The sequence below is a fragment of the Rhizobium sp. BK313 genome (assembly GCF_014193655.1).
Classification (GTDB): domain Bacteria; phylum Pseudomonadota; class Alphaproteobacteria; order Rhizobiales; family Rhizobiaceae; genus Rhizobium.
In genome coordinates, this window is sequence record NZ_JACHZQ010000001.1 from 1,268,173 (window position 1) to 1,291,327 (window position 23,155).

The window sequence follows — 23,155 nt, forward strand, 5'->3', positions numbered from 1 at the left end:
GATATGATCTACACCATCACCCTTCAGAACTGCGCTTTCTTCGCCCGTCACGGCGTGCACGACGAGGAAGAATTCCTCGGCCAGCGCTTTTTCGTCGATGCCGAGCTCGATGTCGATGCCGGCGATGCGCTAGAGCGGGATTCGATCGACGACACCGTCAATTACGGCATCGCCTTCAGCGTCATCGAAGAAATCGTCACCGGACGCCGGCGCTATCTGATCGAGGCGCTGGCTCTCGACGTTGCGAAGGAGCTTTGCCGGCGTTTTCCAACTATTCGCAGGGCGAAGATCGCGGTGCGCAAACCCAATGCGCCCGTTCCGGGTGTTCTTGATTATGTGCAGGTGAGCGTTGAGCATTTTGCCTGAGACCAGCCCTGACTCTATATCGACACGCGCTACCCTCGGTCTCGGCGGCAACCTCGACAATCCCGTTCGAGCCATGGCGCTTGCCTTGCGGACACTTGACGCACGCGCGGACTGCCGCGTTGGCGCAGTTTCTCGCCTGTACCGCACGCCGCCTTGGGGCAAGACGGACCAATCCTTCTTCTACAATTCCTGCGCAGCCGTCGATACGACGTTGTCGCCGGAGGCGTTGCTCGACGTGTGCCTCGGTATCGAGCGAGATATGAAGCGGGTGCGTATCGAACGCTGGGGGCCGCGGACGATCGATATCGATATCCTGACCTATGGCGATATCGAACGGGCCGAGCCGCTATTGACGATCCCCCATCCACGCATGACCGAGCGTGGATTCGTGCTGATGCCGCTTGCAGATTTCGGGGCCGATCTCGTGATCAACGGGCGCAAGGTGACGGATTGGTTGAGCGAAACGGATGTGCAGGGAATAGAGGTCGCGGATGAAAATCGCGATTGGTGGCGGGTGGCGTGATGCCGATATCGCTCGAGATAGAGATGAGTAGCTAGCATCGGAAACATAAAACGCCTCCGGCCTGGTCACGAAGGCCGGAGGCGTTTTTTGCTATCAGCGCATAAGCTCTATTGGATTGATCCCACAGCCATCTGGTCGATATCGGCGCGCTGGAGCGTCACACCGATGACGGGCACCATCTGGTCATTGACCTTAACCGATATCGTTACATTCATCGTCTTGTTGTCTGTTACGCGGGCAATCATGGCGCCATTCAGCTTCTGGCGGTTTAGGCCGAGCACCACCGTGCCGTCGTTGACGGTGCCTGATGTTACATCCAGGCCCTTGCCGGCTGCACCATCAAGAAATTTCCCTGTATAGCTGCCGCCGTTCTGGGTGATTTCAGCGGTCATTGGCTGCTGGAAGACGCCAACGCGGCAGGTCCCGTCGAGCTTGACACCGGCATTGTTGCCGTTGAGCGCCTGACCCGTCAGGTTGCAGGTGAACTTCGTGCCCTTGTATTTGCCGGCGACGATCTCGCCCGGGCCGCGCCACGAGCCGGCGACGGACTGGAAGAAGGCTTTGTCACGGGATGCCGCATCGGCTGAATGCACCCAGGCACCTGCGGAGAGGGCCGCAGCGGCAAAGCCGCAAACAAGAAGAAATTGGCGCGAAAACATGGACATTCCCTAACGAAGAGGAACCGGAAACTGGTATCCACTTTTGCCTTAGAATGGTTAATGCTTGGTTTCTTATGGAAGTAGAAGCCGCCTTCGCGGGTGTTTACAGCACTCAGCGGCCGGTGATGTTTGGCGCCAGATCGCCGACGAAATCACCGATACCCGGCCGTTTCAACGCCTTGAACGACAGCGGCCGGCAGAGATCCATCGCAGCGATGCCGATGCGCGCCGTCATCATGCCGTTGACGACGCCTTCACCGAGTCGGGCCGAAAGTTTCGAGGCCAAACCATGGCCGATCAACTGCTGCACGATGCTGTCGCTGACGGCGATCGAGCCGGTAACGGCGAGATGCGCGAGCACATCGCGCATCAAGCGGATCATGCCGAGCGTGCCGGGTCTGCCGCCGTAGAGCTCCGCCATGGCGCGGACCAGCTTGGCCGATTCGTAGAGCACATAGAGAATGTCCACCAGCGCACGCGGGCTAACGGCGGTGACAACGGATACTCGTTTGGACGCGCCGAGAATCAGTGCGCGGGCGCGGCGGTCGAGCGGACCGAGCAGTTCGCGTTCGGCAAGGTCGATCAACTGCGGCGCGTCAATGATATCGTCCTCGGCCGCTTTCAGCGTGGCGCGGCCTTTTGCCGTTTCCGGATTGGTCTCCAAAAGCGTGGATAGGCGCTGGACAAGTGCTTTTGCGCGCGCCGGGCGCGTCTCGGCAATGGCCGCTTCCGCCTCTGCCTTGATCGTCTGCACGGCCGCAAGCCGCATCATGCCTGCCGTCTCGCGAATGACGATGGCGAGGACGGCGAGAATGCCGATGCCGAGCACAGCAAGGGCGGCATAACCCAACCAGTCGGCGCGATTGAAGAGATCGCGAATCAGTTGGTCGGTCCAGAGACCGAAGGCGAGCGATAGGAGAATGCCGAAGGCGCCGGCGGCAATCTTGCCGAAGGAAAAACCTCTGCGGCGCGGGGCGGCAACTGCGGCTTCACCATCTGACGCGGCGAGAGCGGGATTGACGAACGGATCTTCCTCATCCGGCGTCAGAACGATTTCCGTATCGAAACTCTGCGGTTTGCGGCGCGGCGCTTCCGCAGCCGTTTTTGCAGGCGCATCTTCCTTTGACGTCTCCGGCTCCAGCGAGAAGGCGGCGGGACGGCGGGAAAAGCCTCTGGGATCGTCTGCTGTCGGCTTCGTCATGCGAGGCGGTCTCCGAACAGGAACTGCATGGCGCGGTCGAGGCGGATATGCGGCACGGAGAGCTTGATGCCGCCGCCTGTTTCGTCCAGTTCCGGCGGGCGGAAGCGGACGACGCTGACCTCAGGCAGGTGGACATTGGCCGCGCCGGGTTCAAGCGCATCGAACAACCATTGCGGATTTTCCGGCAAATCCCCTGGGAAAACCGCCGTCTTGCGGTTGCCGTCGAAGCTCTCGCCGCCGATCGTCTCCCGATCCATCGGCGTGCCGACGATGACGGGAAGCGTATGGCCGTCGCGTTTTACCGTCGCCTCGCGTGTGGCGCGTACAGAGGCGATCGCCATGACCTCGATGCCGGCACCGGCCATGCCGATACGCTCTATGGCGCGTTCCACCAGCCGGCGTGTCAGCGCCTCCAACCGGTCGTGGCTTTCGTGATGAAGATGATCGGCCTTGGTCGCGGCAACCAGCACGCGGTCGATGCGACGGCCGAGCAGTGAGGAAAAGAAGGAATTGGCGCCCGGACGGAAGCAGGCAAGGACGTCTGTCAGCGCACGTTCCAGATCCTGTACCGCTTCCGGACCTCTGTTGATGGCCTGCAATGCGTCGACAAGGACGATCTGCCGATCAAGGCGAGCGAAATGTTCGCGGAAGAAGGGTTTCACCACGACGGACTTATAGGCTTCGTATCGGCGCTCCATCATTGCCCACAGCGAGCCTTTCTGCGCCTTGCCTTCGGCCGGAGGCACCAGAGGCGCGAAGGTCAGCGCCGGCGAACCGTCGAGATCTCCTGGTAGCAAGAAGCGGCCGGGCGGCAAGGTCGACAACGAACGTTCGTCGGATTTGCAGGCTCTAAGATAGTTAGCAAAGGCGGTGGCGAGCTCGCGTGCAGTCATCTCGTCTGCGGATGCGGCAGCATCGGTCGCTTGCGTCATCGCGAGCCACGCGCGCGACAGCTCCGCGCGAATGCCGGTCTTCGCCAGCGTCAGCGTCTCCTCACTGAAGGCCCGGAAGTCCTTGGCGAGCAATGGTAGATCAAGCAGCCATTCGCCGGGATAATCGACAATGTCGATGGAAAGGCGGCCTGGCGAAAATAGCCGGTTCCAACCGCTGGCGCTTTGGTAGTCCAGCGTGATGCGCAGTTCCGAGATGGCCCGCGTCGAATCCGGCCAGATGCGCTCCTTCACCAGCGCACGGATGTGGTCCTCATATTGGAAGCGCGGCACGGCATCGTCTGGCTGCGGCTCTAGACGAACGGCGGAGACGCGGCCGGATTGCACCGGCTCGAACAGCGGCAGGCGACCGCCGTTCAGCAGATTATGCACCAGAGAGGAAATGAAAACGGTCTTGCCGGACCGCGAAAGGCCGGTGACGCCGAGCCGGATCGTCGGATTGACAAGACCTGTCGTGCGGTCGACGAGATTATCGAAGGCGATCAGGGCGTCGTCTGTGAAGGAGGTCAGGCTTGGCGGCAAGGCGGGATCCCTGAATGACAGCGTGATGGTCAATATAGGAAGCAATGCGAAAGCCGAAAAGATGACCGGCCTCTACGGGGCAAACCCACTAAATCACCGCTCCGCCCGATATTTTGCTGCCGAACCTATTCCGTGACGAAATCCGAAAGGACCCACCCCGACGGCGTCGAGTCGATGACGGCAAGCCCGGCGGTCGGGAAGCCGTTGGGCAGCGCAGCGACGAACGCGTCATGGCCAATCAACGCTTCCAGCGTATGTTCAATGGTCGGGTTGTGGCCGACCAGCATAACCGAGTCCTCGGTCACCTGTGATGAGATGATTTCGAGATAGATGTCCGTCGTGGCGTTGTATAGCGGATCGACGTAACGAAACTCGGTAGAAGGGCTCATGACACGGCGTATGGCGTCGGCGGTTTGGCGGCAGCGCAGTGCCGTCGAGGAAATGACGAGATCTGGCTTGTAGTCCTTGTCGACGGCTTTTTCGGCGACGATTTCGGCTGCGGCATAGCCGTCATCGCTGAGAGCGCGGTCGAAATCCTTCTGGCCGGACGCGGCCCGCTGGGCCTTTGCATGACGCAACAGGTAGATCCGGGAAGGCGGTGGCGTGATGCTGGTCATGGCGGAATTCCCGTTCTCGATTTGCCCTTTGACGTACCGCCTCATCCCGTGTGCCGTCAACACCAGAGCCATCGGCGATGCGGGAGTTTGGCGGTCATTCACGCGAAGGTTATGGTTCTACCACATTTTTGGTATAGCGAATATATGATGAAAAAATAGACCTTTAGCCGAATTTTATGACAAATTTAAAAATCCGTTTACCACGTCTATTTGGCTTGAATCGATACTATCGGTTGGGATATACAGCGCGCCATATGAGATGTTCTTCAGGAGAATCGCGTTGAGTGAGAAGATCGATCTTAGCAATTATGTGCCCTCGGAAGACGAGGAGTTCATGAATGGAAACCAGCGTGCCTATTTTCGAGCAAAGTTAGTCGCCTGGAGAAATGATATCCTAAGAGAAGCGCGCGAAACCCTCGATCACTTGGCCGAAGAAAGCGCAAATCATCCGGATCTGGCTGACCGGGCTTCTTCTGAAACCGACAGAGCCATCGAGCTTCGGGCTCGTGACCGTCAGCGTAAGCTTATCTCAAAAATTGACGCTGCTCTGCAGCGGATCGAGGATGGCACCTACGGTTACTGCGAGGAAACCGGTGAGCCGATTGGTCTCAAGCGTCTGGACGCCCGCCCTATCGCCACCCTGTCGATCGAAGCGCAGGAACGTCACGAGCGCCGCGAAAAAGTCTACCGCGACGAATAAGCGTCTGATTATTCCGATTGGAATGCAAAAAATTAAGGCACGGCGGAAATTTCCGTCGTGCCTTTTTTAGTTCCCGCGCAAGACCGGCCAGCGTTCCAGTCTATTTGTCCCGGTTGACGCTCATTTCACCGAAGATACGCGCAACCTCCTTTTGGAGCGCGGCATCCGATCCGGTCATCGGTGCGAGTTCCGGATCTCGGCGTTGCGCTGGAGAGACTGCGGGCTGCTGCTGTATTTGCCGTTGCGGCGGCGCATTCGGAATGATCCGCTCCGCAGTCAGATTGTTTGACATTTCCGCTTCCAATATGCGCTGGAAATCGGTGCCGGGTTCACGCACCGGCGGCGGTGTAACCACCGGTGCTGCCGAAGCGACGACGGCGGGGGCCATAGGCTGGCGAACGGGCTGTGCGGCGGCAGCGACACGCGTCGGCTCTTGCGGCAATACGTGCTGACGAGCTGCATCGAGAATCTCAGCGACTTCCGCCTCGCCCAGCATAGCAGCCGACTGCGGTGCGCGCTGCTGCGGTGGCACGGCCGGTTGCGGACGCTCGACCGCCGGCGCGACACGATGCGGGGCCGGCTCAAAGGCAGCAACCGGTTCACGCTGCCTATAGGATTCGACTGCTGCTTCCTCAGGCATAGACGGTTGTGAAACTGCGGCCAGTTGATGATCGAGGCGTGGCGCCTCCTGCACCGTCTCCAACCGGCGGTCGTAGCCCACGGGCATTCCGACCGGTGCCGACGCCGGCACACCTGCCTTGGCCGCATCGGAAATCCCGGACTCAATGACGATATCGGTCGGGCCACCAATCATGATAAGGTGTTCGATGCCATCGCGCCGTACCAACACGAGACGGCGGCGAGCGTCGACGGCAGCGGCGTCAAGCACCTGCAGGCGCGGTTGGCGGTTTTTACCACCGCGCACGAAAGGCGAGGGCGCTCGGTTGCGAAAGATCCAAAGGATGCCGATCAATAGAAGAAGGGCAATTCCGACCCCACCGGCTGCGAGGAAGAAGCGGCTGCCATAGGCCCCGGCGATTTCGTCCCACATTTCGAGATACTCCGTAATTGTCCCCGATGTCGCGGCGTTGCCGTAACGAACCGACTGGCCCCGCGCCTTCACCTTTGTATTGATATGAGGCGATCATATGGACAGGTATACCCTGGAGACAAGATAGGATCATTCTTTGTCCAGCGCTCTTCCTTGTGAATACAGGCCTTTCTAGCCCTGCAAAGCTTTTTGCTGGTGCAGCAACTTGCTAAAGAAGATTCGAAAGGTCCGAATCCGGCGATCCGTCAAGTGCATGACGTGACAAGGAAGAGGGCGGAGACGAGGGGTTTATGACGAAGCAGCGTCAGTCCGACGAGTATAGCGTGCCGCTGGTGGATCGCGGGGTTCGTTCGGGCACCGTGCTGCGGATTATCCTGCTTGCCCTGGTGCTGGTGGCCGCCGCCGCGGCTTTTGTTGTCTTCAAGGACCAGCTCGACAATGAAACCGTGCTTGGCGGGCTCGGCATTCTTGCCATGGTCGGCATCTTCTTTCTGGTGTCCTCCATCATCGGCTTCGTCGAGGTCATGCCACAGACGCAGTCCGACAGCCTGGCGCGTTCGTTCCTGAACAGTCATCCGGACGGCACGCTGATCACGGACGAAAAGGGCCGTATCATTTACGCCAATGCCGCTTACGGTCGGTTGACGGGCGCAGCCAAGGCGACCGAGGTGCAATCGCTGGAAACGCTGCTGTCACGCAATCGCGAATCCAACGAAGCCCTTTACCGCCTCGCCAATGGTCTGCGTGACGGCAAGGAGGGTTCGGAGGAATTCCGGCTGCTGAAGCCGCTCGGCCCTGCGGAAGGCAGCGGCAACGGCGCACATTGGTATCGCCTGAAAGCGCGTGTATTGCCGCCGGAGCAGGGGAGCGGCAAAGCACTTCATATCTGGCAGATCACCGACATCACCTCGGAGCGGGACGACCAGGAGCGCTTCTTCAAGGAACTGCAGAACGCCATCGACTATCTCGATCATGCGCCGGCGGGTTTCTTTTCGGCCGGCCGCAAGGGTGAGATCTTCTATCTCAATGCGACGCTTGCCGAATGGCTGGGCTTCGATCTGACCAAATTCACGCCGGGCTCGATGACCGTCGGCGATCTCGTTGCCGGCGAGGGCCTGACGCTGATCCAGTCCGTCCAGGCCGAACCCGGCCTGAAAAAGACTGTGACGCTCGATCTCGACCTGCGCCGTGCCAACGGTCAGAGCCTGCCCGTGCAGATCGTCCACAGCGTCACGTCGATGCGCGATGGGGCGCCAGGTGAAAGCCGCACCATCGTCTTGACGCGACAGAACGGCGGCGACAACGATCAATCCGCTTCCGTTGCCGCGATGCGCTTCAGCCGATTCTTCAACAATACGCCGATGGCGATCGCCTCCGTCGACGGCTCGGGGCGCATTTTGCGCACCAATGCGCCCTTCCTAAAACTCTTCTCGGATCTCGTATCGCGTGACGATATCGAGCGTGGCGCCGCCCTTGAGACCGTTGTCTATGAAACTGATCGGCCGCGGCTCGAACAGGCACTTGCCGCCGCCAAGGACCGGCAGGGTGACATCCCGCCCATCGATTCCCGCAACCCGAAAGACGACACGCGGCATTTCCGCTTCTATATCAATGCCGTCATCGATCAGACCGACGAAGCGCCCGAGGAGGCGGCCATCGTCTATGCCGTCGAAGTGACCGAACAAAAGGCGCTGGAAACGCAGATGGCGCAGACGCAGAAGCTGAATGCGGTCGGTACGCTCGCGGGCGGCATCGCGCATGACTTCAACAACGTGCTGACGGCGATCCTGCTTTCTTCCGACCACCTGTTGCTGCAGGCACGGCCGTCGGATGCCAGCTTCGCTGATCTGATGGAGATCAAGCGCAACGCCAACCGCGCCGCCGTGCTGGTACGGCAGTTGCTGGCCTTCTCGCGCAAGCAGACGATGCGGCCGACGATCCTCAATCTAACTGATGTGATCGGCGACCTGCGCATGCTGGTGGACCGGCTGCTCTCGGGCACGCATGTCAAATTGGATGTCGATTACGGTCGCGATCTCTGGCCGGTGAAAACCGACCTTTCGCAGTTCGAGCAGGTGCTGATCAATCTCTGCGTCAACGCCCGCGACGCCATGCCAGGTGGCGGCACCTTGACGCTACGCACCCGCAATCTGTCGGCCGCAGATGTGCCCGCCTTCAATTATGCCTACCTGCCACATGAGGATATGGTGCTGGTCGAGGTGAGCGACACCGGCACGGGCATCGCGCCTGATATCATGGACAAAATCTTCGAGCCCTTCTTCACGACGAAGGAAGTGGGCAAAGGCACCGGGCTTGGGCTTGCCATGGTCTACGGCATCATCAAGCAGTCGGGCGGCTATATTCACCCGGAATCCGAAGTCGGCAAGGGCACGACCTTCCGCATCTTCTTGCCGCGCCATATCGTTGAGATCCCCACGGTGATCGAAGGTCAGGCTTCTGAGAACCGCGAGATCTCGGCAATGGACCAGAGCGTCGCCGCCATCGTCCCGCCGGAAGAGCCCGCGGATCTCACTGGCAAGTCGGCCGTCGTTCTGTTGGTGGAAGACGAAGAGGCCGTGCGCCGGGGCGGCAAGCGCATGCTCGAGACGCGCGGCTATACCGTCTACGAAGCGGGGTCCGGCGTAGAGGCGCTCGACATCATGGATGAGCTCGACGGGCAGGTGGACGTTGTCGTCTCCGACGTCGTCATGCCGGAGATGGACGGGCCGTCACTGCTGCGCGAACTGCGCAAGAAATATCCCGATATGAAATTCATCTTCGTGTCCGGCTATGCCGAAGATGCCTTTGCACGCAACTTGCCGGCCGACGCCAAGTTCGGTTTCCTCCCGAAACCTTTCTCGCTGAAGCAGCTTGCCGTCGTTGTCAGGGAAACTCTGGATCGATAGATGAAAATAGCTATATAAAGCGCTGTTTTTGATACGTTTTGCCGTTCTGCGGACGAGACGTGTAAGGTCTAGAGGCTGCTGAAATCACAGAAGCTGACATTTCCCGTTGTCATCGCTGTCCGATCCATGGCATCAAGCTGGCATGACCGACCTTGCAAATCCCAATCTCCGGATGTGGTGGCGCTCCTTCTAGGAGCGGCAGTCGTCATTTCTTGAAATCGACCCTTGCCGCCGTGATCCGGCAGACATGGTCATTTCTCGGCATTCTCCCCGATCGCGGCGGCTCCCTTACGGAGCAACCAAATGACTTTACCTATCGAAAAGCGTCCGATCATTCTTACTGGCGACCGCACCACAGGTCCCCTCCATCTCGGTCACTATGTCGGTTCTCTGAGGAACCGCGTTGCCCTTCAGCACACTCACCAACAATTCCTGCTTCTCGCGGATACGCAAGCGCTGACCGACAATGCGCACGATCCGGACAGGGTTCGCCGTAGCGTGCTGGAAGTTGCCTTCGACTATCTCGCCGTGGGGATCGACCCGGCCGAGACGACGATCTGCCTGCAATCCGCGTTGCCAGCGCTGGCCGAGCTAACAATGTTGTATCTGAACTTCGTGACCGTCGGACGGCTGGAGCGCAACCCGACGATCAAGACATAGATCCAGCTTCGCGGTTTTGAGCGCGATATTCCGGCGGGGTTTCTTTGCTATCCCGTCGCGCAGGCGGCTGACATCACCGCTTTCAAGGCGACTATCGTCCCCGTCGGTGAAGATCAGGCCCCATTGATCGAGCAAACCAACGAGATCGTACGTCGTCTCAACCGGCAGGTCTGCCGCGAAGTTCTTCCGGAGGCCGAGGCGATGATACCGAAAATCGGCCGTCTGCCGGGTGTCGACGGCAACGCTAAAATGAGCAAGTCGCAGGGCAATGCCATTCCGCTATCCGCTTCGTCGGACGATATTCGGCAAGCCGTGCGCCGAATGTACACCGATCCGGACCATCTGCGCGCTACCGATCCGGGAAAGGTCGAGGGCAATGTCGTCTTCACCTATCTCGATGCATTTGCCGAGGAAAGGGGTTTCGTCGAAGAGCTGAAGGCGCGCTATCAAAGGGGCGGCCTTGGTGACATGGCCGTGAAACGACACCTCGAAGATATTCTGCAGGCTCTGCTCGCCCCGATCCGCGAGCGCCGTGCGCGCTATGCCAGCGATCCCGGCTATGTTCTGGACGTGCTGCAGCGAGGCACGCTCAGGGCTAAAGAGCGGACAGAGGCAACCCTTGCAGAAGTGCGTGCCGCTTTGGGTCTATTCACGTTCACCTAAAGCGGCCGCACAGCACCGGGACCTAACCAATGCAGCTCCTTTCGCGTTATTCCGCCAGAGCGACCGCGATTTCGGCGGCAAGCCGTGCATTGTTTTCGACGAGCGCGATATTGGTCTTGAGGCTGCGGCCATCGGTGATGTCGAAGATGGTGCTGAGAAGATAGGGAGTGACCGCCTTGCCGGCGATCTCGTCGCGCTCGGCGCTGTCCAAGGCACGCTCGATGTAGATTTCCATCTCCTCGCGCGGGATTTCATCGGCTTCCGGCACCGGGTTGGCGATCAGCATACCGCCGTCGATGCCGAGCTGTTCGCGGGTTGTCTGGAAGTTGGCGATCGCGGCTGGACTATTCAGTGTCAGCGGGCTCGGCAGTCCGGAGGAACGCGACCAAAAGGCCGGGAATTCGGCGCTGTCGTAAGTGACGACGGGCACGCCGCGCGTTTCCAGCACTTCCAGCGTCTTCGGAATATCAAGGATCGCCTTGGCGCCGGCGCAGACGACAATGACACCGGTGCGGGCGAGTTCCTCCAGGTCGGCAGAGATATCGAAGCTTTCCTCAGCACCGCGATGCACGCCGCCGATGCCGCCAGTCGCAAAGACCTTGATGCCGGCCCGTGCAGCCGCGATCATCGTTGCGGCGACTGTGGTGGCGCCCGTGCGGCGCTCAGCAATCGCGAAGGCGAGGTCGGCGCGCGATACCTTCATCGCACCGCTGGTCTTGGCAAGGGCTTCCAGCTCTCCCGGCTCCAGGCCGATATGCAACACACCGTGAATAACGGCGATCGTTGCTGGTACTGCGCCTTCCTGCCGGATGATAGCCTCGACGCTGCGTGCCATCTCGATATTGCCGGGATAGGGCATGCCATGGGTGATGATGGTCGATTCCAGCGCCACCAGCGGTGCACCGCGCAGCTTGGCGGCCGCAACCTCCTTCGAATAGGAGATCGGCAGCAGGGGTGAAATGGGCTTAGTCATGGTCGAGTCCAATTGGCTGAGATGGGAAATGCGAAATTCGCGCGCTTCATGACAGAATAGCGGCTTCGGGAACAAGAGCCAGCATTGCCTTCAGAAGCTCGGGCGAAAGATCTTCCGATGTGGCGAAAGGCGACTGCACGGTGATCGCCGCCGCCGCCGCACCGTAGCGCACGGCTTCGCCGAGCTCGAGGCCGGCAAGCAGGGCGGCGAGTACGCCAGCAGCAAGCGAATCGCCAGCACCGGTAACATCTGCCACCTCATCGACAATGGGCGGCTGCAGGCTGATGGCATCGTTCCCGGAGAAGGCAATCAACTCGCGCCTTCCGCGGGTGATCACACCGCCCTTGAGGCCCAATGCTCGCAAGCTGGCGACCCAGTGGCGCGGGTCGTCCGGACGGCTTTCGGTCAATGCCGCGGCTTCCGCCTCGTTCAGAAACAGATGGTCGATACCGGCAAGGCAGGGCTTAAGGCGCACCACTTTGGCCGGCGAAATCGCGATCGCGGCCAGCGGCTTGCCGCGGGCGGCTGCGCGCGTTGCGATAGTAGCCAGCGTTTCGGTTGGCAGGTTGGCATCGCAAAGGATCAGGTCGGACGCCTCGAAGGCGTCGCGGATGGCGCGGATCGTCAGCCGGCGCGGCACAAACAGCCGGTAAAGCTCCATATCGGCGAGGGCGATCACGAGATTGCCGTCGCGCTCGAGGATTGCCGTATAGCTCGGCGTCTTGCGGTCGAGAAAAATGAAGGGCTTGTCGTCGACGCCAGCTTGGCGCGCCGCCTCCGCCACCATTTCGCCGGCCGCATCGCCTCCGCGCGGCGAGATCAGCCGCACGTCGAAACCGAGCCGAGCCAGATTGCGCGCCGCGTTGAAGCCGCCGCCGCCCGGCTCTTCGAACCAGGCGCCTGGATTGCTGGCACCCGGCGCCGTCTCACCGAAGATGCGGCCGCGACGATCGATATGAGCGCCGCCGAGAACGAGAACCTTCTTAGCCATATCGATCTCCTCAATGGTTCCAAAGGCGAATCGAGCCGGCTGATATTTCGCGCAGAATGCCAGGCGAGGGCGCGTAAGTGCTTGCGATGAAAGAAGAAAACAAATGTAGAACGGAATTCATTTTACCTTTTTCTTTCAATTGCTTGTTGTGCTCTTGCGATATGAGAACAAATAGAGTACACAAATCTCATCAGCGGCGACATTGCTTGAGCGGCTTCAATAACCTAAAGGTGGATCGAATGTCTCAGAATTCTTTGCGGCTTGTAGAGGACAAATCGGTGGATAAAAGCAAGGCACTTGAAGCGGCACTCTCTCAAATTGAGCGGTCGTTCGGCAAGGGCTCGATCATGAAGCTCGGCTCGAACGAGAATGTGGTCGAAATCGAAACAGTTTCCACTGGCTCCCTGAGCCTCGATATCGCCCTCGGCATTGGCGGCTTGCCGAAGGGGCGTATCGTCGAGATCTACGGGCCGGAAAGCTCCGGCAAGACGACGCTCGCGCTGCAGACGATCGCGGAAGCGCAGAAGAAGGGCGGCATCTGCGCCTTCGTCGATGCGGAACACGCGCTTGATCCGGTCTATGCCCGCAAGCTCGGCGTCGACCTGCAGAACCTTCTGATCTCACAGCCGGATACCGGCGAGCAGGCGCTTGAAATCACCGATACTCTGGTACGCTCCGGCGCTATCGACGTTCTCGTCGTCGACTCCGTCGCGGCGTTGACGCCACGCGCCGAAATCGAAGGTGAAATGGGCGATAGCCTGCCGGGCCTGCAGGCTCGTTTGATGAGCCAGGCGCTGCGCAAGCTCACCGCTTCGATCTCGAAGTCCAATACCATGGTGATCTTTATCAACCAGATCCGCATGAAGATCGGCGTCATGTTCGGTTCGCCCGAAACGACGACCGGCGGTAACGCGCTGAAGTTCTACGCCTCCGTCCGTCTCGACATTCGCCGCATTGGCGCCGTCAAGGAACGTGAAGAGGTGATTGGCAACCAGACCCGGGTCAAGGTCGTCAAGAACAAGATGGCACCGCCCTTCAAGCAGGTGGAATTCGACATCATGTATGGCGAAGGCGTTTCAAAGACCGGCGAATTGGTTGACCTCGGCGTCAAGGCGGGCATTGTCGAGAAGTCCGGCGCTTGGTTCTCCTATAACAGCCAGCGTTTGGGTCAGGGTCGCGAAAACGCTAAGCTCTTCTTGCGCGACAATCCGGATCTCGCCCGTGAGATCGAGCTGTCGCTGCGCCAGAATGCTGGTCTCATCGCCGATCGCTTCCTGCAGAATGGCGGACCTGATGCCGATGACGGCGATGCCGCCGCGGAAATGTAATTTCCGCAACTGAACCCAGGACTGATTTCAAGACTAAAATTCAAAACCGGCCGTATTGTCCCAGGGATGTACGGCCGGTTTTGTTTGTGCGGCTGGACAGGGCCGGGAGCGAACGATAAAAGCCACTGGATTTATTAAATTTTGCCAGCGCGTGATCCCAAAAAGAGCGAAGCGGTTTTTGGACAAGATCATGCTAAACGAAGGAACATGAGCGAGATGAAATCTCGCTCGAGGCAGGGACTGAAGGGCGCAATATGAGCGGTGTGAATGAAATCCGGTCGACCTTTCTCGACTATTTTAAGAAAAACGGCCACGAGATCGTGCCGTCGAGCCCGCTTGTGCCGCGTAATGACCCGACGCTGATGTTCACCAATGCCGGCATGGTGCAGTTCAAGAACGTCTTCACGGGCCTGGAGCAGCGCTCTTACAAGACTGCATCGACGGCACAGAAATGCGTGCGCGCCGGTGGCAAGCACAACGACCTCGACAATGTCGGTTACACTGCCCGTCACCACACCTTCTTCGAAATGCTCGGCAATTTCTCGTTCGGCGACTATTTCAAGGAGCGCGCCATCGAGCTTGCCTGGAACCTGATTACCAAGGAATTCGGCCTCGACGCCAAGCGCCTGCTGGTCACCGTCTACCATACCGACGATGCCGCCTATGATCTCTGGAAGAAGATTGCCGGCCTCTCGGACGACAAGATTATCCGCATCGCCACGAGCGACAATTTCTGGGCGATGGGCGATACCGGTCCCTGCGGCCCTTGCTCGGAAATCTTCTATGATCATGGCGACCACATCTGGGGCGGCCCTCCCGGCTCGCCGGAAGAGGATGGCGATCGCTTCATCGAGATCTGGAATCTTGTCTTCATGCAGTTCGAGCAGATCACCAGGGAAGAGCGGGTCGACCTGCCGCGTCCGTCGATCGACACGGGCATGGGCCTCGAACGTGTTGCCGCCGTGCTGCAGGGCAAGCATGACAACTATGATATCGATCTTTTCCGCGCGCTGATCGAGGCGTCGGAAGAGGCAACCGGCGTGAAGGCCGAGGGCGAACATCGCGCCAGCCATCGCGTCATCGCCGACCATCTGCGTTCCTCCGCCTTCCTGATCGCCGATGGCGTTCTCCCGTCGAACGAAGGCCGCGGCTATGTACTTCGCCGCATCATGCGCCGCGCCATGCGCCATGCGCAGTTGCTCGGCGCCAAGGAACCGCTGGTCTGGAAGCTCCTGCCGACGCTGGTGCAGCAGATGGGCCGTGCCTATCCAGAACTGGTACGCGCCGAGGCGCTGATATCAGAAACGCTGAAACTGGAAGAAAATCGCTTTCGCAAGACGTTGGAGCGCGGTCTGTCGCTGCTATCAGACGCAACATCGACGCTTCACAAGGGCGACAGCCTCGACGGCGAAACCGCGTTCAAGCTCTACGACACATATGGCTTCCCGCTCGATCTGACGCAGGACGCACTGCGCGCCCGCGGCATCGGCGTCGACATATCGAGCTTCACCGATGCGATGGAACGGCAGAAGGCCGAAGCTCGTTCGCATTGGGCCGGCTCCGGCGACAAGGCAACCGAGACCATCTGGTTCGAACTCAAGGAAAAATTCGGCGCCACCGAATTCCTCGGCTATGACACGGAAGCGGCTGAAGGCGTGATCCAGGCGATCGTCAAGGATGGCGTTGCGGTCGACAGTGCTTCGGCCGGCGACAAGGTGCAGATCGTCGTCAACCAGACGCCGTTCTACGGCGAATCCGGCGGTCAGATGGGCGATACCGGCGTGATCTCGGGCGACAGCGGTAAGATTTCGGTCAGCGATACCCAGAAGAAGGGCGAGGGCCTGTTCGTGCACATTGCCACCGTTTCGGAAGGCACGATCAAGGCCGGCGACGCGGTTGCCCTTACGGTCGATCACAACAGACGCTCGCGCCTGCGCGCCAACCACTCTGCTACCCATCTCTTGCATGAGGCTTTGCGTGAAGTTCTCGGCACGCACGTGGCACAGAAGGGGTCGCTGGTAGCACCCGAGCGCCTGCGCTTCGACGTTTCGCATCCGAAGCCGATGACGGCCGAAGAATTGAAGGTCGTCGAGGATATGGCGAACGAGATCGTGCTTCAGAACTCGCCGGTCACCACCCGCCTGATGAGCGTCGACGACGCCATTGCCGAAGGCGCGATGGCGTTGTTCGGCGAAAAGTATGGCGATGAGGTGCGCGTCGTGTCCATGGGGCAGGGCGTGCGCGGCGCCAAGACCGGCAAACCCTATTCTGTCGAGCTATGCGGCGGCACCCATGTCGCAGCCACGGGCCAAATCGGGCTTATCCGCGTGCTCGGCGAAAGCGCCGTCGGCGCGGGTGTCCGCCGCATCGAAGCGGTCACCGGCGAATCCGCGCGCGACTATCTAGCCGAGCAGGACGAGCGCGTGAAGACGCTGGCTTCGACGCTGAAGGTGCAGCCGGGCGATGTCGTGTCGCGCGTCGAGGCGCTGATGGATGAGCGTCGCAAGCTGGAACGCGAACTGGCCGATGCCAAGCGCAAGCTTGCGATGGGCGGCGGTCAGGGCGGTTCCGCCGATTCCGTGCGCGAAATCGATGGTGTCAAGTTCCTCGGCAAAGCTATTTCAGGCGTCGATCCGAAGGATCTGAAGGGCCTCGCCGATGATGGCAAGACCAGCCTCGGCTCCGGCATCGTGGCGCTGATTGGCGTCTCCGAAGATGGCAAGGCCAGCGCTGTCGTTGCCGTCACAGAAGACCTGACCGGCCGCTTCAGTGCCGTCGATCTCGTCCGCGTCGCATCTGCCGCTCTCGGCGGGAAGGGCGGCGGTGGTCGTCCGGATATGGCCCAGGCCGGCGGGCCGGACGGGGCTAAGGCCGACGAGGCGATTGAAGCGGTTGCTGCCGTACTCGCCGGTTAAGCGTCCGATTTTTACTACATTATCGAGAAGCGGCGGGAGCTGATGGCCTCCGCCGCTTTCATTTTGTGCGTCAAACTCCGCAGGATTTGTCAAATCGGGTTATGGTTCTCTTGGGCCGATCGATTTGCATGAGGTTTGACATGAACGGCGAAACGGCATGGGCGCTTTATGAAACCCGTCTGCGACGGGTCTCTGCCTATATCCACGAGCATCTGGATGAAGAACTCGACATGGAGAAGCTTGCCGATATCGCCTGCATGTCCAGCTATCACTGGCACAGGATCTATCGGGCGATCTATGGCGAGACGGCGGCTGCCACCGTCAAACGGTTGCGGCTTCATCGTGCCGCCGGCGATCTCTCCCGCACCGATTTTACCGTCAGCGACATTGCAAAGCGGTCGGGCTATCCCAACCTCCAGTCGTTCAACCGCATCTTCAAATCCGTCTACGGCATGCCGCCGGGGCGATATCGGAATGAGGGAAGCCACACGATCTTCGAACCCAACACCCTAGGAAGGATCACGGTCATGTTCGATGTTACGCTTCGCACCATTCCCTCGCTCCCGCTGATCGGAGTTGCCCATACCGGCTCCTATATGCAGATCGGCCAGGCTTTCGAAACCCTGTTCGGTACGCTCTACGCCCGTGGACTTGCCAGGCACGATATGCGGATGATCGGTGTCTACCTCGACGATCCCGATCTCGTTGCGACCGACAAGTTGCGCTCCTATGCCTGCGTCAATGCCGGCAAAGATATTGCCGCCGAGGCGCCGCTGGAGCGACGAACGATCGATGGCGGCGATTATGCTGTGCTACGGCACAAGGGACCCTATGCCGACATGTACAAGGCCTATCAATGGCTCTACGCCGAATGGTTGCCCGCGTCCGGCCGGCAATTACGCGATACTGTGATGTTCGAGGAATATCTCAACAATCCACGCGACGTCGCGCCGACCGAATTGCTGACGGAAATCTATATGCCTCTGCAATGAAGGCTAACGCTATTGTTGAGATGACATCCCATATCGATTGTCTTCTCAAGTATTGGTTTGGGGAGGCATTGCCGCATTGTCCAGTTCCGTGGCGCGGCGATAGGCGTCGCGGTCGCTGACACGGCTCCAATAGTCGACGAAAGCTTGACGTTTCTCGATCGTTCCAAAACCGAGGCCCCAGCCTATATGGGAGCCGACATAGACGTCGGCGGCCGTGAATCGGTCGCCGGCGATGTAGGGCGAGGCTGAAACGGCCGTCTCGAGGGTGCCCATGACATCGCCGAAACCGCCACATCCTGCCATACGCAAGCGTTCCGGTGGAATTTCGAAGCCGAGCGCCCGATTGGTGACGACAGTCTCCAGCGGTCCTGCCGCGAAAAACATCCAGCGGAAATAGTCGCCGCGTTCAGCAGCCGTCGGCGCGAGACCAGTCTCGGGAAAGGTTTCAGCCATGTAGGCGCAGATCGCGGCGCATTCGGTGACGATGGTATCACCATGCCGGATTGCAGGCACCTTGCCCATGGGATTGACCGAAAGATAGTCCAGAGCCTTCATCGTGGTGCCGAAATCGAGATATTCGGTACGGTAGGGGACACCGACCTCCTCGAGCATCCAGCGCGCGATGCGTCCGCGAGACATCGGATTGGTGTAGAAAACGAGCTCTTCAGTCATATCGGCCTCCTCATGAGTTCTTTCGGATGATGTTAATTCGAATTCCGCTGCGGTAAAATGACGAGATTTCCGCTCACAAAATCAAATATCTGTCAAAGTGCCTTTCGATACTGGATGAACCCGGAGCGTGTGGCGATGCGATCATAGAGCCGGCGTGCAGTAGCGTTGGTCTCGTGCGTGTTCCAATAAAGCCGCCCGGCGCCGTTCGCCCGAGCGAGGTCGGCCACAGCTTCGATCAATGCTGCACCCGTGCCGAGACCGCGCTGGCTGCCATCGACATAGAGATCCTGCAGATAGCAGGTCCATTGTGGCAGCCAGGTGGAACGGTGGAATACCGCATGCACGATGCCGACAAGCCGGCCGTCCGTTTCGAACGCGCCAAGCGCATGCATCGGCTCAGCCGGATCATGAAAACGCACCCAAGTGAGATCCGTGGTTTCCGGCGGGATCGCCACTTCATAAAAACGCTGATAGCCAGCCCATAGCGGCTCCCAGACGGCGCGGTCGGACTGAACCAGTGCGCGAACGGTGGTAGTCATCCGTGGAAATCTCCAACTTGAGCCGCAAATGAAAACGGCGGAACCATATGGTTCCGCCGTCCGATACATTTTGCAAGATAAGTTTGGCTTAGGCAACCATGGCCTTTTTCAGGTTTTCGTCGATCTTGTCGAGGAAGGCAGTGGTGGAGAGCCACGGCTGGTCGGGACCGATCAGCAGCGCCAAGTCCTTGGTCATGTAGCCGGCTTCGACGGTATCGACGCAGACGGTTTCGAGCGTCGAGGCGAACTTGGCAAGTTCGGCATTGTCGTCGAGTTTGGCGCGATGGGCGAGGCCGCGGGTCCAGGCGAAGATCGAGGCGATCGAGTTCGTCGAGGTTTCCTGGCCTTTCTGGTGCTGACGATAGTGACGGGTAACCGTGCCGTGAGCGGCTTCGGCTTCGACCGTCTTGCCGTCCGGCGTCAGCAGAACCGAGGTCATCAGGCCGAGCGAGCCGAAGCCCTGAGCAACCGTATCGGACTGGACGTCGCCGTCGTAGTTCTTGCAGGCCCAGACGTAGCCGCCGGACCACTTCAGTGCGGAAGCGACCATGTCGTCGATCAGGCGGTGCTCATAGGTGATACCAGCTTCATCGAACTGTGCCTTGAACTCGTTCTGATAGACTTCCTCGAAGATATCCTTGAAGCGGCCGTCATAGGCCTTGAGGATGGTGTTCTTGGTCGAGAGATAGACCGGCCACTTGCGCATCAGGCCGTACATCATCGAAGCGCGGGCGAATTCGCGGATCGATTCGTCAAGGTTGTACATGGCCATGGCAACGCCGGCGCCGGGAGCGTTGAAGACTTCCTTCTCGATGACCGTGCCGTCTTCGCCGACGAACTTGATGGTCAGCTTGCCCTTGCCCGGAAACTTGAAGTCGGTGGCGCGATACTGGTCGCCGAAGGCATGGCGGCCGACGACGATCGGCTGAGTCCAGCCCGGAACGAGACGCGGCACGTTCTTGCAGATGATCGGCTCACGGAAAATGACGCCGCCGAGGATGTTGCGGATCGTGCCGTTCGGGCTCTTCCACATTTCCTTGAGGTTGAATTCCTTCACGCGAGCTTCATCCGGCGTGATCGTGGCGCACTTGATGCCGACGCCGTACTTCTTGATGGCGTTGGCGGCGTCGACGGTGACCTGGTCGTTGGTCGCATCACGATTCTCGACTGAGAGGTCGTAATAATCGATATCGATATCGAGGTAGGGGAAGATCAGTTTTTCTTTGATAAGCTGCCAGATGATGCGAGTCATTTCGTCGCCATCGAGATCGGCAACGGGGTTAGCGACCTTGATCTTCTTCATGCTTCTGCCTCGTTTAAGCTGATGGGACCGGTGTCCCTGTGAGTGATATGAAGTTCCGAGGGCTATAGCACCGCAAGTCCCGAACGCAAAGCCGATAGAGGCGTCGAAACGGCGTTTTTGCTGATCACGTCCGCTTCATCGCGACGCATGCTTTTCAAGATCGGGCCATTGCCAAAGCGACGGATGCGACTAATGTCGCGCGGATGCTTCGCCGATCATCACGGATTTTTATCATGCAGAAAATTGCCGCTGCCGCGCTTCTCGCCGTTTTCCTTCCGCTCTCGCTCGGCGCCAACTCGGCCGCTGCAGCGGACGCGACGACGCCGGTCAAGGTGGTGATGGATGCCACTGTTTCCAATTGGGCGGGCGGTGACAGCGACTGGCAGGACATTTTCGACGACAACAAGCTGAAGGACCTCTACAGCAAGGACTTTGTTGCGAAATACCAGGCGGCTGCGCAGTTTCCGGCTGCCGACGAAGACGGCATTTCACCTTTCGACTACGATGTCATTGTCGGTGGTCAGGATGCGTGTCCGTTGCAGGAGGTGAACATTGCCCCGCAAGCGCCGAAAGGCGATACGACGGAGGTGATCGCCACGTTCAAGAAGGCGACCTGCATGGGCACGGACGCAGACTATCAGGCGACGACGACAGTGCGTTTCGAAGTCATCCAGGAATCCGGCAAGCCCGTCATCGACGACATCATCACGGTCGATGATGGCGGCCAGTCCAACTCGCTGAAATCGGTCATGCAGGACATCGTCAAGCAGCAGCAACAGCAACCATCGGATCAGACGCCGCAGCAGGACCAGCCGCAGCAGTGATCAGGCGATGATTGGGCAGGCGTTTTGCCTCGTATGACAGTGGGGGCATCGCCGGCCACCGCAGTAGCTTGTCAGATCGGTATTTGATAGCCGACTTCGCCCTTGCCGATTGAAGCCCGCGCCGCTATTCCGACCCTTATTTGCGCGGTATGCTTATCGCATGGGGATTTGAGTTCATGGCAGGCACCAACAGCGAGCGTCAACTTCTGGCCGAAGGGCCGGCCATCATCCTGGTCGAACCGCAGATGGGCGAGAATATCGGCATGGTGGCGCGCGCCATGGCGAATTTCGGCCTGGCGGAGCTGCGCCTCGTCAATCCGCGCGACGGCTGGCCGAATGAGAGGGCGCAGGCGACTGCCTCGAAGGCCGATCACATCATCGAGGCGACCAAAGTCTACGAGACGCTGGAGCAGGCGATCGCCGACCTCAATTTCGTCTATGCGACGACAGCGCGTGAGCGCGATGGCTACAAGCCGGTACGTTCGCCGGTCGCGGCCGCCGAAACGCTGCGGGCGAAATTTGCGGCCGGCGAGGGCACCGGCATCCTCTTCGGCCGCGAGCGTTGGGGACTGACTAATGAAGAAGTGGCGCTCGCCGACGAGATCGTAACCTTTCCGGTCAACCCCGCCTTCGCTTCACTAAACATCGCGCAGGCCGTGCTGCTGATGTCCTATGAGTGGATGAAATCCGGCATGGAGGATCTCGCCAGAGTGCCCTTCCAGGCGGTGGAGCAGAGGCCTTCCACCAAAGAGCAGCTCTTCGGTCTGTTCGACCAACTGGAGGAGGCATTGGATGCACGCAACTATTTCCATCCTGCCGGGAAAAAGCCGAAAATGGTCGACAATCTGCGCGCAGTCCTCTCGCGCCGGGCGTTCACGGAACAGGAAATCAGCGTCCTGCGCGGTGTGATCTCGTCTCTCGACCGCTTCTCGCGAAAATCTCCGCGCGGCAGCGGCTCGCATCCCAGATCCCCTGCCGTACCGAAGGAAACCACTCGCGATGACAGCAACGGCGAATGAGCTGAAACCCATTCTGGTCTTCGACTCGGGCATCGGCGGCCTGACCGTGCTGCGCGAGGCGCGGGTGTTGATGCCGGAGCGCGGTTTCATCTATGTCGCCGACGATGCCGGCTTTCCCTATGGCGGCTGGGAGGAGCAGGCTCTGCGAGAGCGTATCATCGGCCTCTTCGCCAAGCTGCTCATGGAACACGATCCCGAAGTCTGCATCATCGCCTGCAATACAGCGTTTACGCTCGCTGGCGCCGACCTGCGCGCCGCCTTTCCGCAGATGACGTTCGTCGGCACCGTGCCGGCGATCAAACCGGCAGCGGAGCGTACGCGCTCCGGTCTGGTTTCGGTATTGGCGACGCCAGGCACTGTCAAACGTGCGTATACACGCGATCTTATCCAATCCTTCGCGACGCAATGTCATGTCCGGCTCGTCGGCTCGGAAAATCTGGCGCGCATGGCGGAGGCCTATATTCGCGGCGATACTGTCTCGGACGATGCCGTACTCTCCGAAATCGATCAGTGTTTCGTCGAGAAGGAAGGACGCAAAACCGATATCGTCGTGCTCGCCTGCACGCATTATCCCTTCATGGCCAACATTTTCCGCCGGCTCGCCCCATGGCCGGTCGATTGGCTAGATCCTGCGGAAGCAATCGCTCGGCGCGCCCGCAGCTTGGTGTCGCAGGTCGCCGATGCCGTGCATCCAGATAATTTTGATTTCGCCGTATTCACCTCCGGCACGCCGGATTTTCCGACACGGCGGCTGATGCAAGGTTTTGGGCTCAAGGCTTGA

At 59.7% G+C, this 23,155-nt stretch carries 20 protein-coding genes and 1 pseudogene; 11 read left to right on the top strand and 10 right to left on the bottom strand.

The genetic code is table 11. The annotated features are described in order from the left end of the window. The first annotated feature begins 3 nt into the window (after positions 1-3). Positions 4-366 (top strand): dihydroneopterin aldolase, encoded by a 363-nt coding sequence (gene folB, locus FHT86_RS05960; RefSeq protein WP_133707089.1) that lies wholly within the window; start codon positions 4-6, stop codon positions 364-366. Beyond that, positions 350-889, top strand: coding sequence for a 2-amino-4-hydroxy-6-hydroxymethyldihydropteridine diphosphokinase (folK, locus tag FHT86_RS05965; RefSeq protein ID WP_409527569.1), 540 nt, complete (start codon positions 350-352; stop codon positions 887-889). Before folB ends, folK begins: the two co-directional genes overlap by 17 nt. A gap of 107 nt (positions 890-996) precedes the next feature. Here the strand turns inward: folK and FHT86_RS05970 are convergent, their stop codons facing one another. From FHT86_RS05970 to FHT86_RS05985, 4 genes are all read right to left on the bottom strand, one after another. Beyond that, a complete protein-coding gene (locus FHT86_RS05970) occupies positions 997-1,548 on the bottom strand; it encodes a hypothetical protein (protein WP_133705955.1) in 552 nt (183 codons plus the stop codon). A 112-nt stretch (positions 1,549-1,660) separates the two neighbouring features. Further along, positions 1,661-2,749, bottom strand: coding sequence for a YcjF family protein (locus FHT86_RS05975; RefSeq protein WP_133705956.1), 1,089 nt, complete (start codon positions 2,747-2,749; stop codon positions 1,661-1,663). Beyond that, positions 2,746-4,221, bottom strand: coding sequence for a YcjX family protein (locus tag FHT86_RS05980; protein WP_133705957.1), 1,476 nt, complete (start codon positions 4,219-4,221; stop codon positions 2,746-2,748). Before FHT86_RS05980 ends, FHT86_RS05975 begins: the two co-directional genes overlap by 4 nt. A 125-nt stretch (positions 4,222-4,346) precedes the next feature. Then, positions 4,347-4,838 carry a histidine phosphatase family protein gene (locus FHT86_RS05985; RefSeq protein ID WP_133705958.1) on the bottom strand — a complete coding sequence of 164 codons (492 nt, stop codon included), beginning with the start codon at positions 4,836-4,838 and terminating at the stop codon, positions 4,347-4,349. A 280-nt stretch (positions 4,839-5,118) separates the two neighbouring features. Between FHT86_RS05985 and dksA the strand changes: the two genes are divergently transcribed. Next, positions 5,119-5,538 carry an RNA polymerase-binding protein DksA gene (gene dksA, locus FHT86_RS05990; protein WP_133705959.1) on the top strand — a complete coding sequence of 140 codons (420 nt, stop codon included), beginning with the start codon at positions 5,119-5,121 and terminating at the stop codon, positions 5,536-5,538. A 100-nt stretch (positions 5,539-5,638) separates the two neighbouring features. Here the strand turns inward: dksA and FHT86_RS05995 are convergent, their stop codons facing one another. Then, on the bottom strand, positions 5,639-6,589 hold the full coding sequence (locus FHT86_RS05995; protein ID WP_133705960.1) for a flagellar biosynthetic protein FliO: 951 nt from the start codon (positions 6,587-6,589) through the stop codon (positions 5,639-5,641). Positions 6,590-6,879: 290 nt separating this feature from the next. Between FHT86_RS05995 and cckA the strand changes: the two genes are divergently transcribed. Then, a complete protein-coding gene (gene cckA / locus FHT86_RS06000; RefSeq protein WP_133705961.1) occupies positions 6,880-9,495 on the top strand; it encodes a cell cycle histidine kinase CckA in 2,616 nt (871 codons plus the stop codon). A gap of 303 nt (positions 9,496-9,798) precedes the next feature. Continuing rightward, a pseudogene (gene trpS / locus FHT86_RS06005) lies at positions 9,799-10,818 on the top strand (tryptophan--tRNA ligase). A 46-nt stretch (positions 10,819-10,864) separates the two neighbouring features. On the opposite strand, the gene FHT86_RS06010 reads toward trpS, so the two are convergent. Next, complete coding sequence (locus FHT86_RS06010) at positions 10,865-11,791, bottom strand: pseudouridine-5'-phosphate glycosidase (RefSeq protein ID WP_133705962.1); 927 nt, start codon at positions 11,789-11,791, stop codon at positions 10,865-10,867. Between the two features lie 46 nt (positions 11,792-11,837). After that, positions 11,838-12,782 (bottom strand): carbohydrate kinase family protein, encoded by a 945-nt coding sequence (locus FHT86_RS06015; protein ID WP_133705963.1) that lies wholly within the window; start codon positions 12,780-12,782, stop codon positions 11,838-11,840. 239 nt (positions 12,783-13,021) lie between these two features. Here FHT86_RS06015 and recA point away from each other — a divergent pair, with 239 nt between their 5' ends. The 3 genes from recA to FHT86_RS06030 all read left to right on the top strand — a co-directional run bounded on the left by recA (position 13,022) and on the right by FHT86_RS06030 (position 18,017). Further along, positions 13,022-14,110: a recombinase RecA gene (gene recA, locus FHT86_RS06020; RefSeq protein ID WP_133705964.1), complete on the top strand. Its 1,089-nt coding sequence runs from the start codon at positions 13,022-13,024 to the stop codon at positions 14,108-14,110. A gap of 254 nt (positions 14,111-14,364) precedes the next feature. After that, entirely contained in the window at positions 14,365-17,025 is a 2,661-nt protein-coding gene (alaS, locus tag FHT86_RS06025; RefSeq protein ID WP_133705965.1) for an alanine--tRNA ligase, read from the top strand. Between the two features lie 140 nt (positions 17,026-17,165). Beyond that, entirely contained in the window at positions 17,166-18,017 is an 852-nt protein-coding gene (locus FHT86_RS06030; RefSeq protein ID WP_133705966.1) for a GyrI-like domain-containing protein, read from the top strand. A gap of 45 nt (positions 18,018-18,062) precedes the next feature. Here FHT86_RS06030 and FHT86_RS06035 read toward each other — a convergent pair whose 3' ends face one another. The 3 genes from FHT86_RS06035 to FHT86_RS06045 form a co-directional block, all read right to left on the bottom strand. Next, entirely contained in the window at positions 18,063-18,689 is a 627-nt protein-coding gene (locus FHT86_RS06035) for a glutathione S-transferase family protein (protein ID WP_133705967.1), read from the bottom strand. A gap of 92 nt (positions 18,690-18,781) precedes the next feature. Beyond that, positions 18,782-19,228: a GNAT family N-acetyltransferase gene (locus tag FHT86_RS06040; protein ID WP_133705968.1), complete on the bottom strand. Its 447-nt coding sequence runs from the start codon at positions 19,226-19,228 to the stop codon at positions 18,782-18,784. A gap of 88 nt (positions 19,229-19,316) precedes the next feature. Then, positions 19,317-20,531, bottom strand: coding sequence for an NADP-dependent isocitrate dehydrogenase (locus FHT86_RS06045; protein ID WP_133705969.1), 1,215 nt, complete (start codon positions 20,529-20,531; stop codon positions 19,317-19,319). A gap of 233 nt (positions 20,532-20,764) precedes the next feature. Between FHT86_RS06045 and FHT86_RS06050 the strand changes: the two genes are divergently transcribed. The 3 genes from FHT86_RS06050 (at position 20,765) to murI (ending at position 23,155) form a co-directional block, all read left to right on the top strand. Then, complete coding sequence (locus FHT86_RS06050) at positions 20,765-21,355, top strand: hypothetical protein (RefSeq protein ID WP_133705970.1); 591 nt, start codon at positions 20,765-20,767, stop codon at positions 21,353-21,355. A gap of 176 nt (positions 21,356-21,531) precedes the next feature. Next, entirely contained in the window at positions 21,532-22,374 is an 843-nt protein-coding gene (locus tag FHT86_RS06055) for an RNA methyltransferase (protein ID WP_133705971.1), read from the top strand. Next, positions 22,355-23,155: a glutamate racemase gene (murI, locus tag FHT86_RS06060; protein WP_133705972.1), complete on the top strand. Its 801-nt coding sequence runs from the start codon at positions 22,355-22,357 to the stop codon at positions 23,153-23,155. The genes FHT86_RS06055 and murI overlap by 20 nt, the downstream gene beginning before the upstream one ends.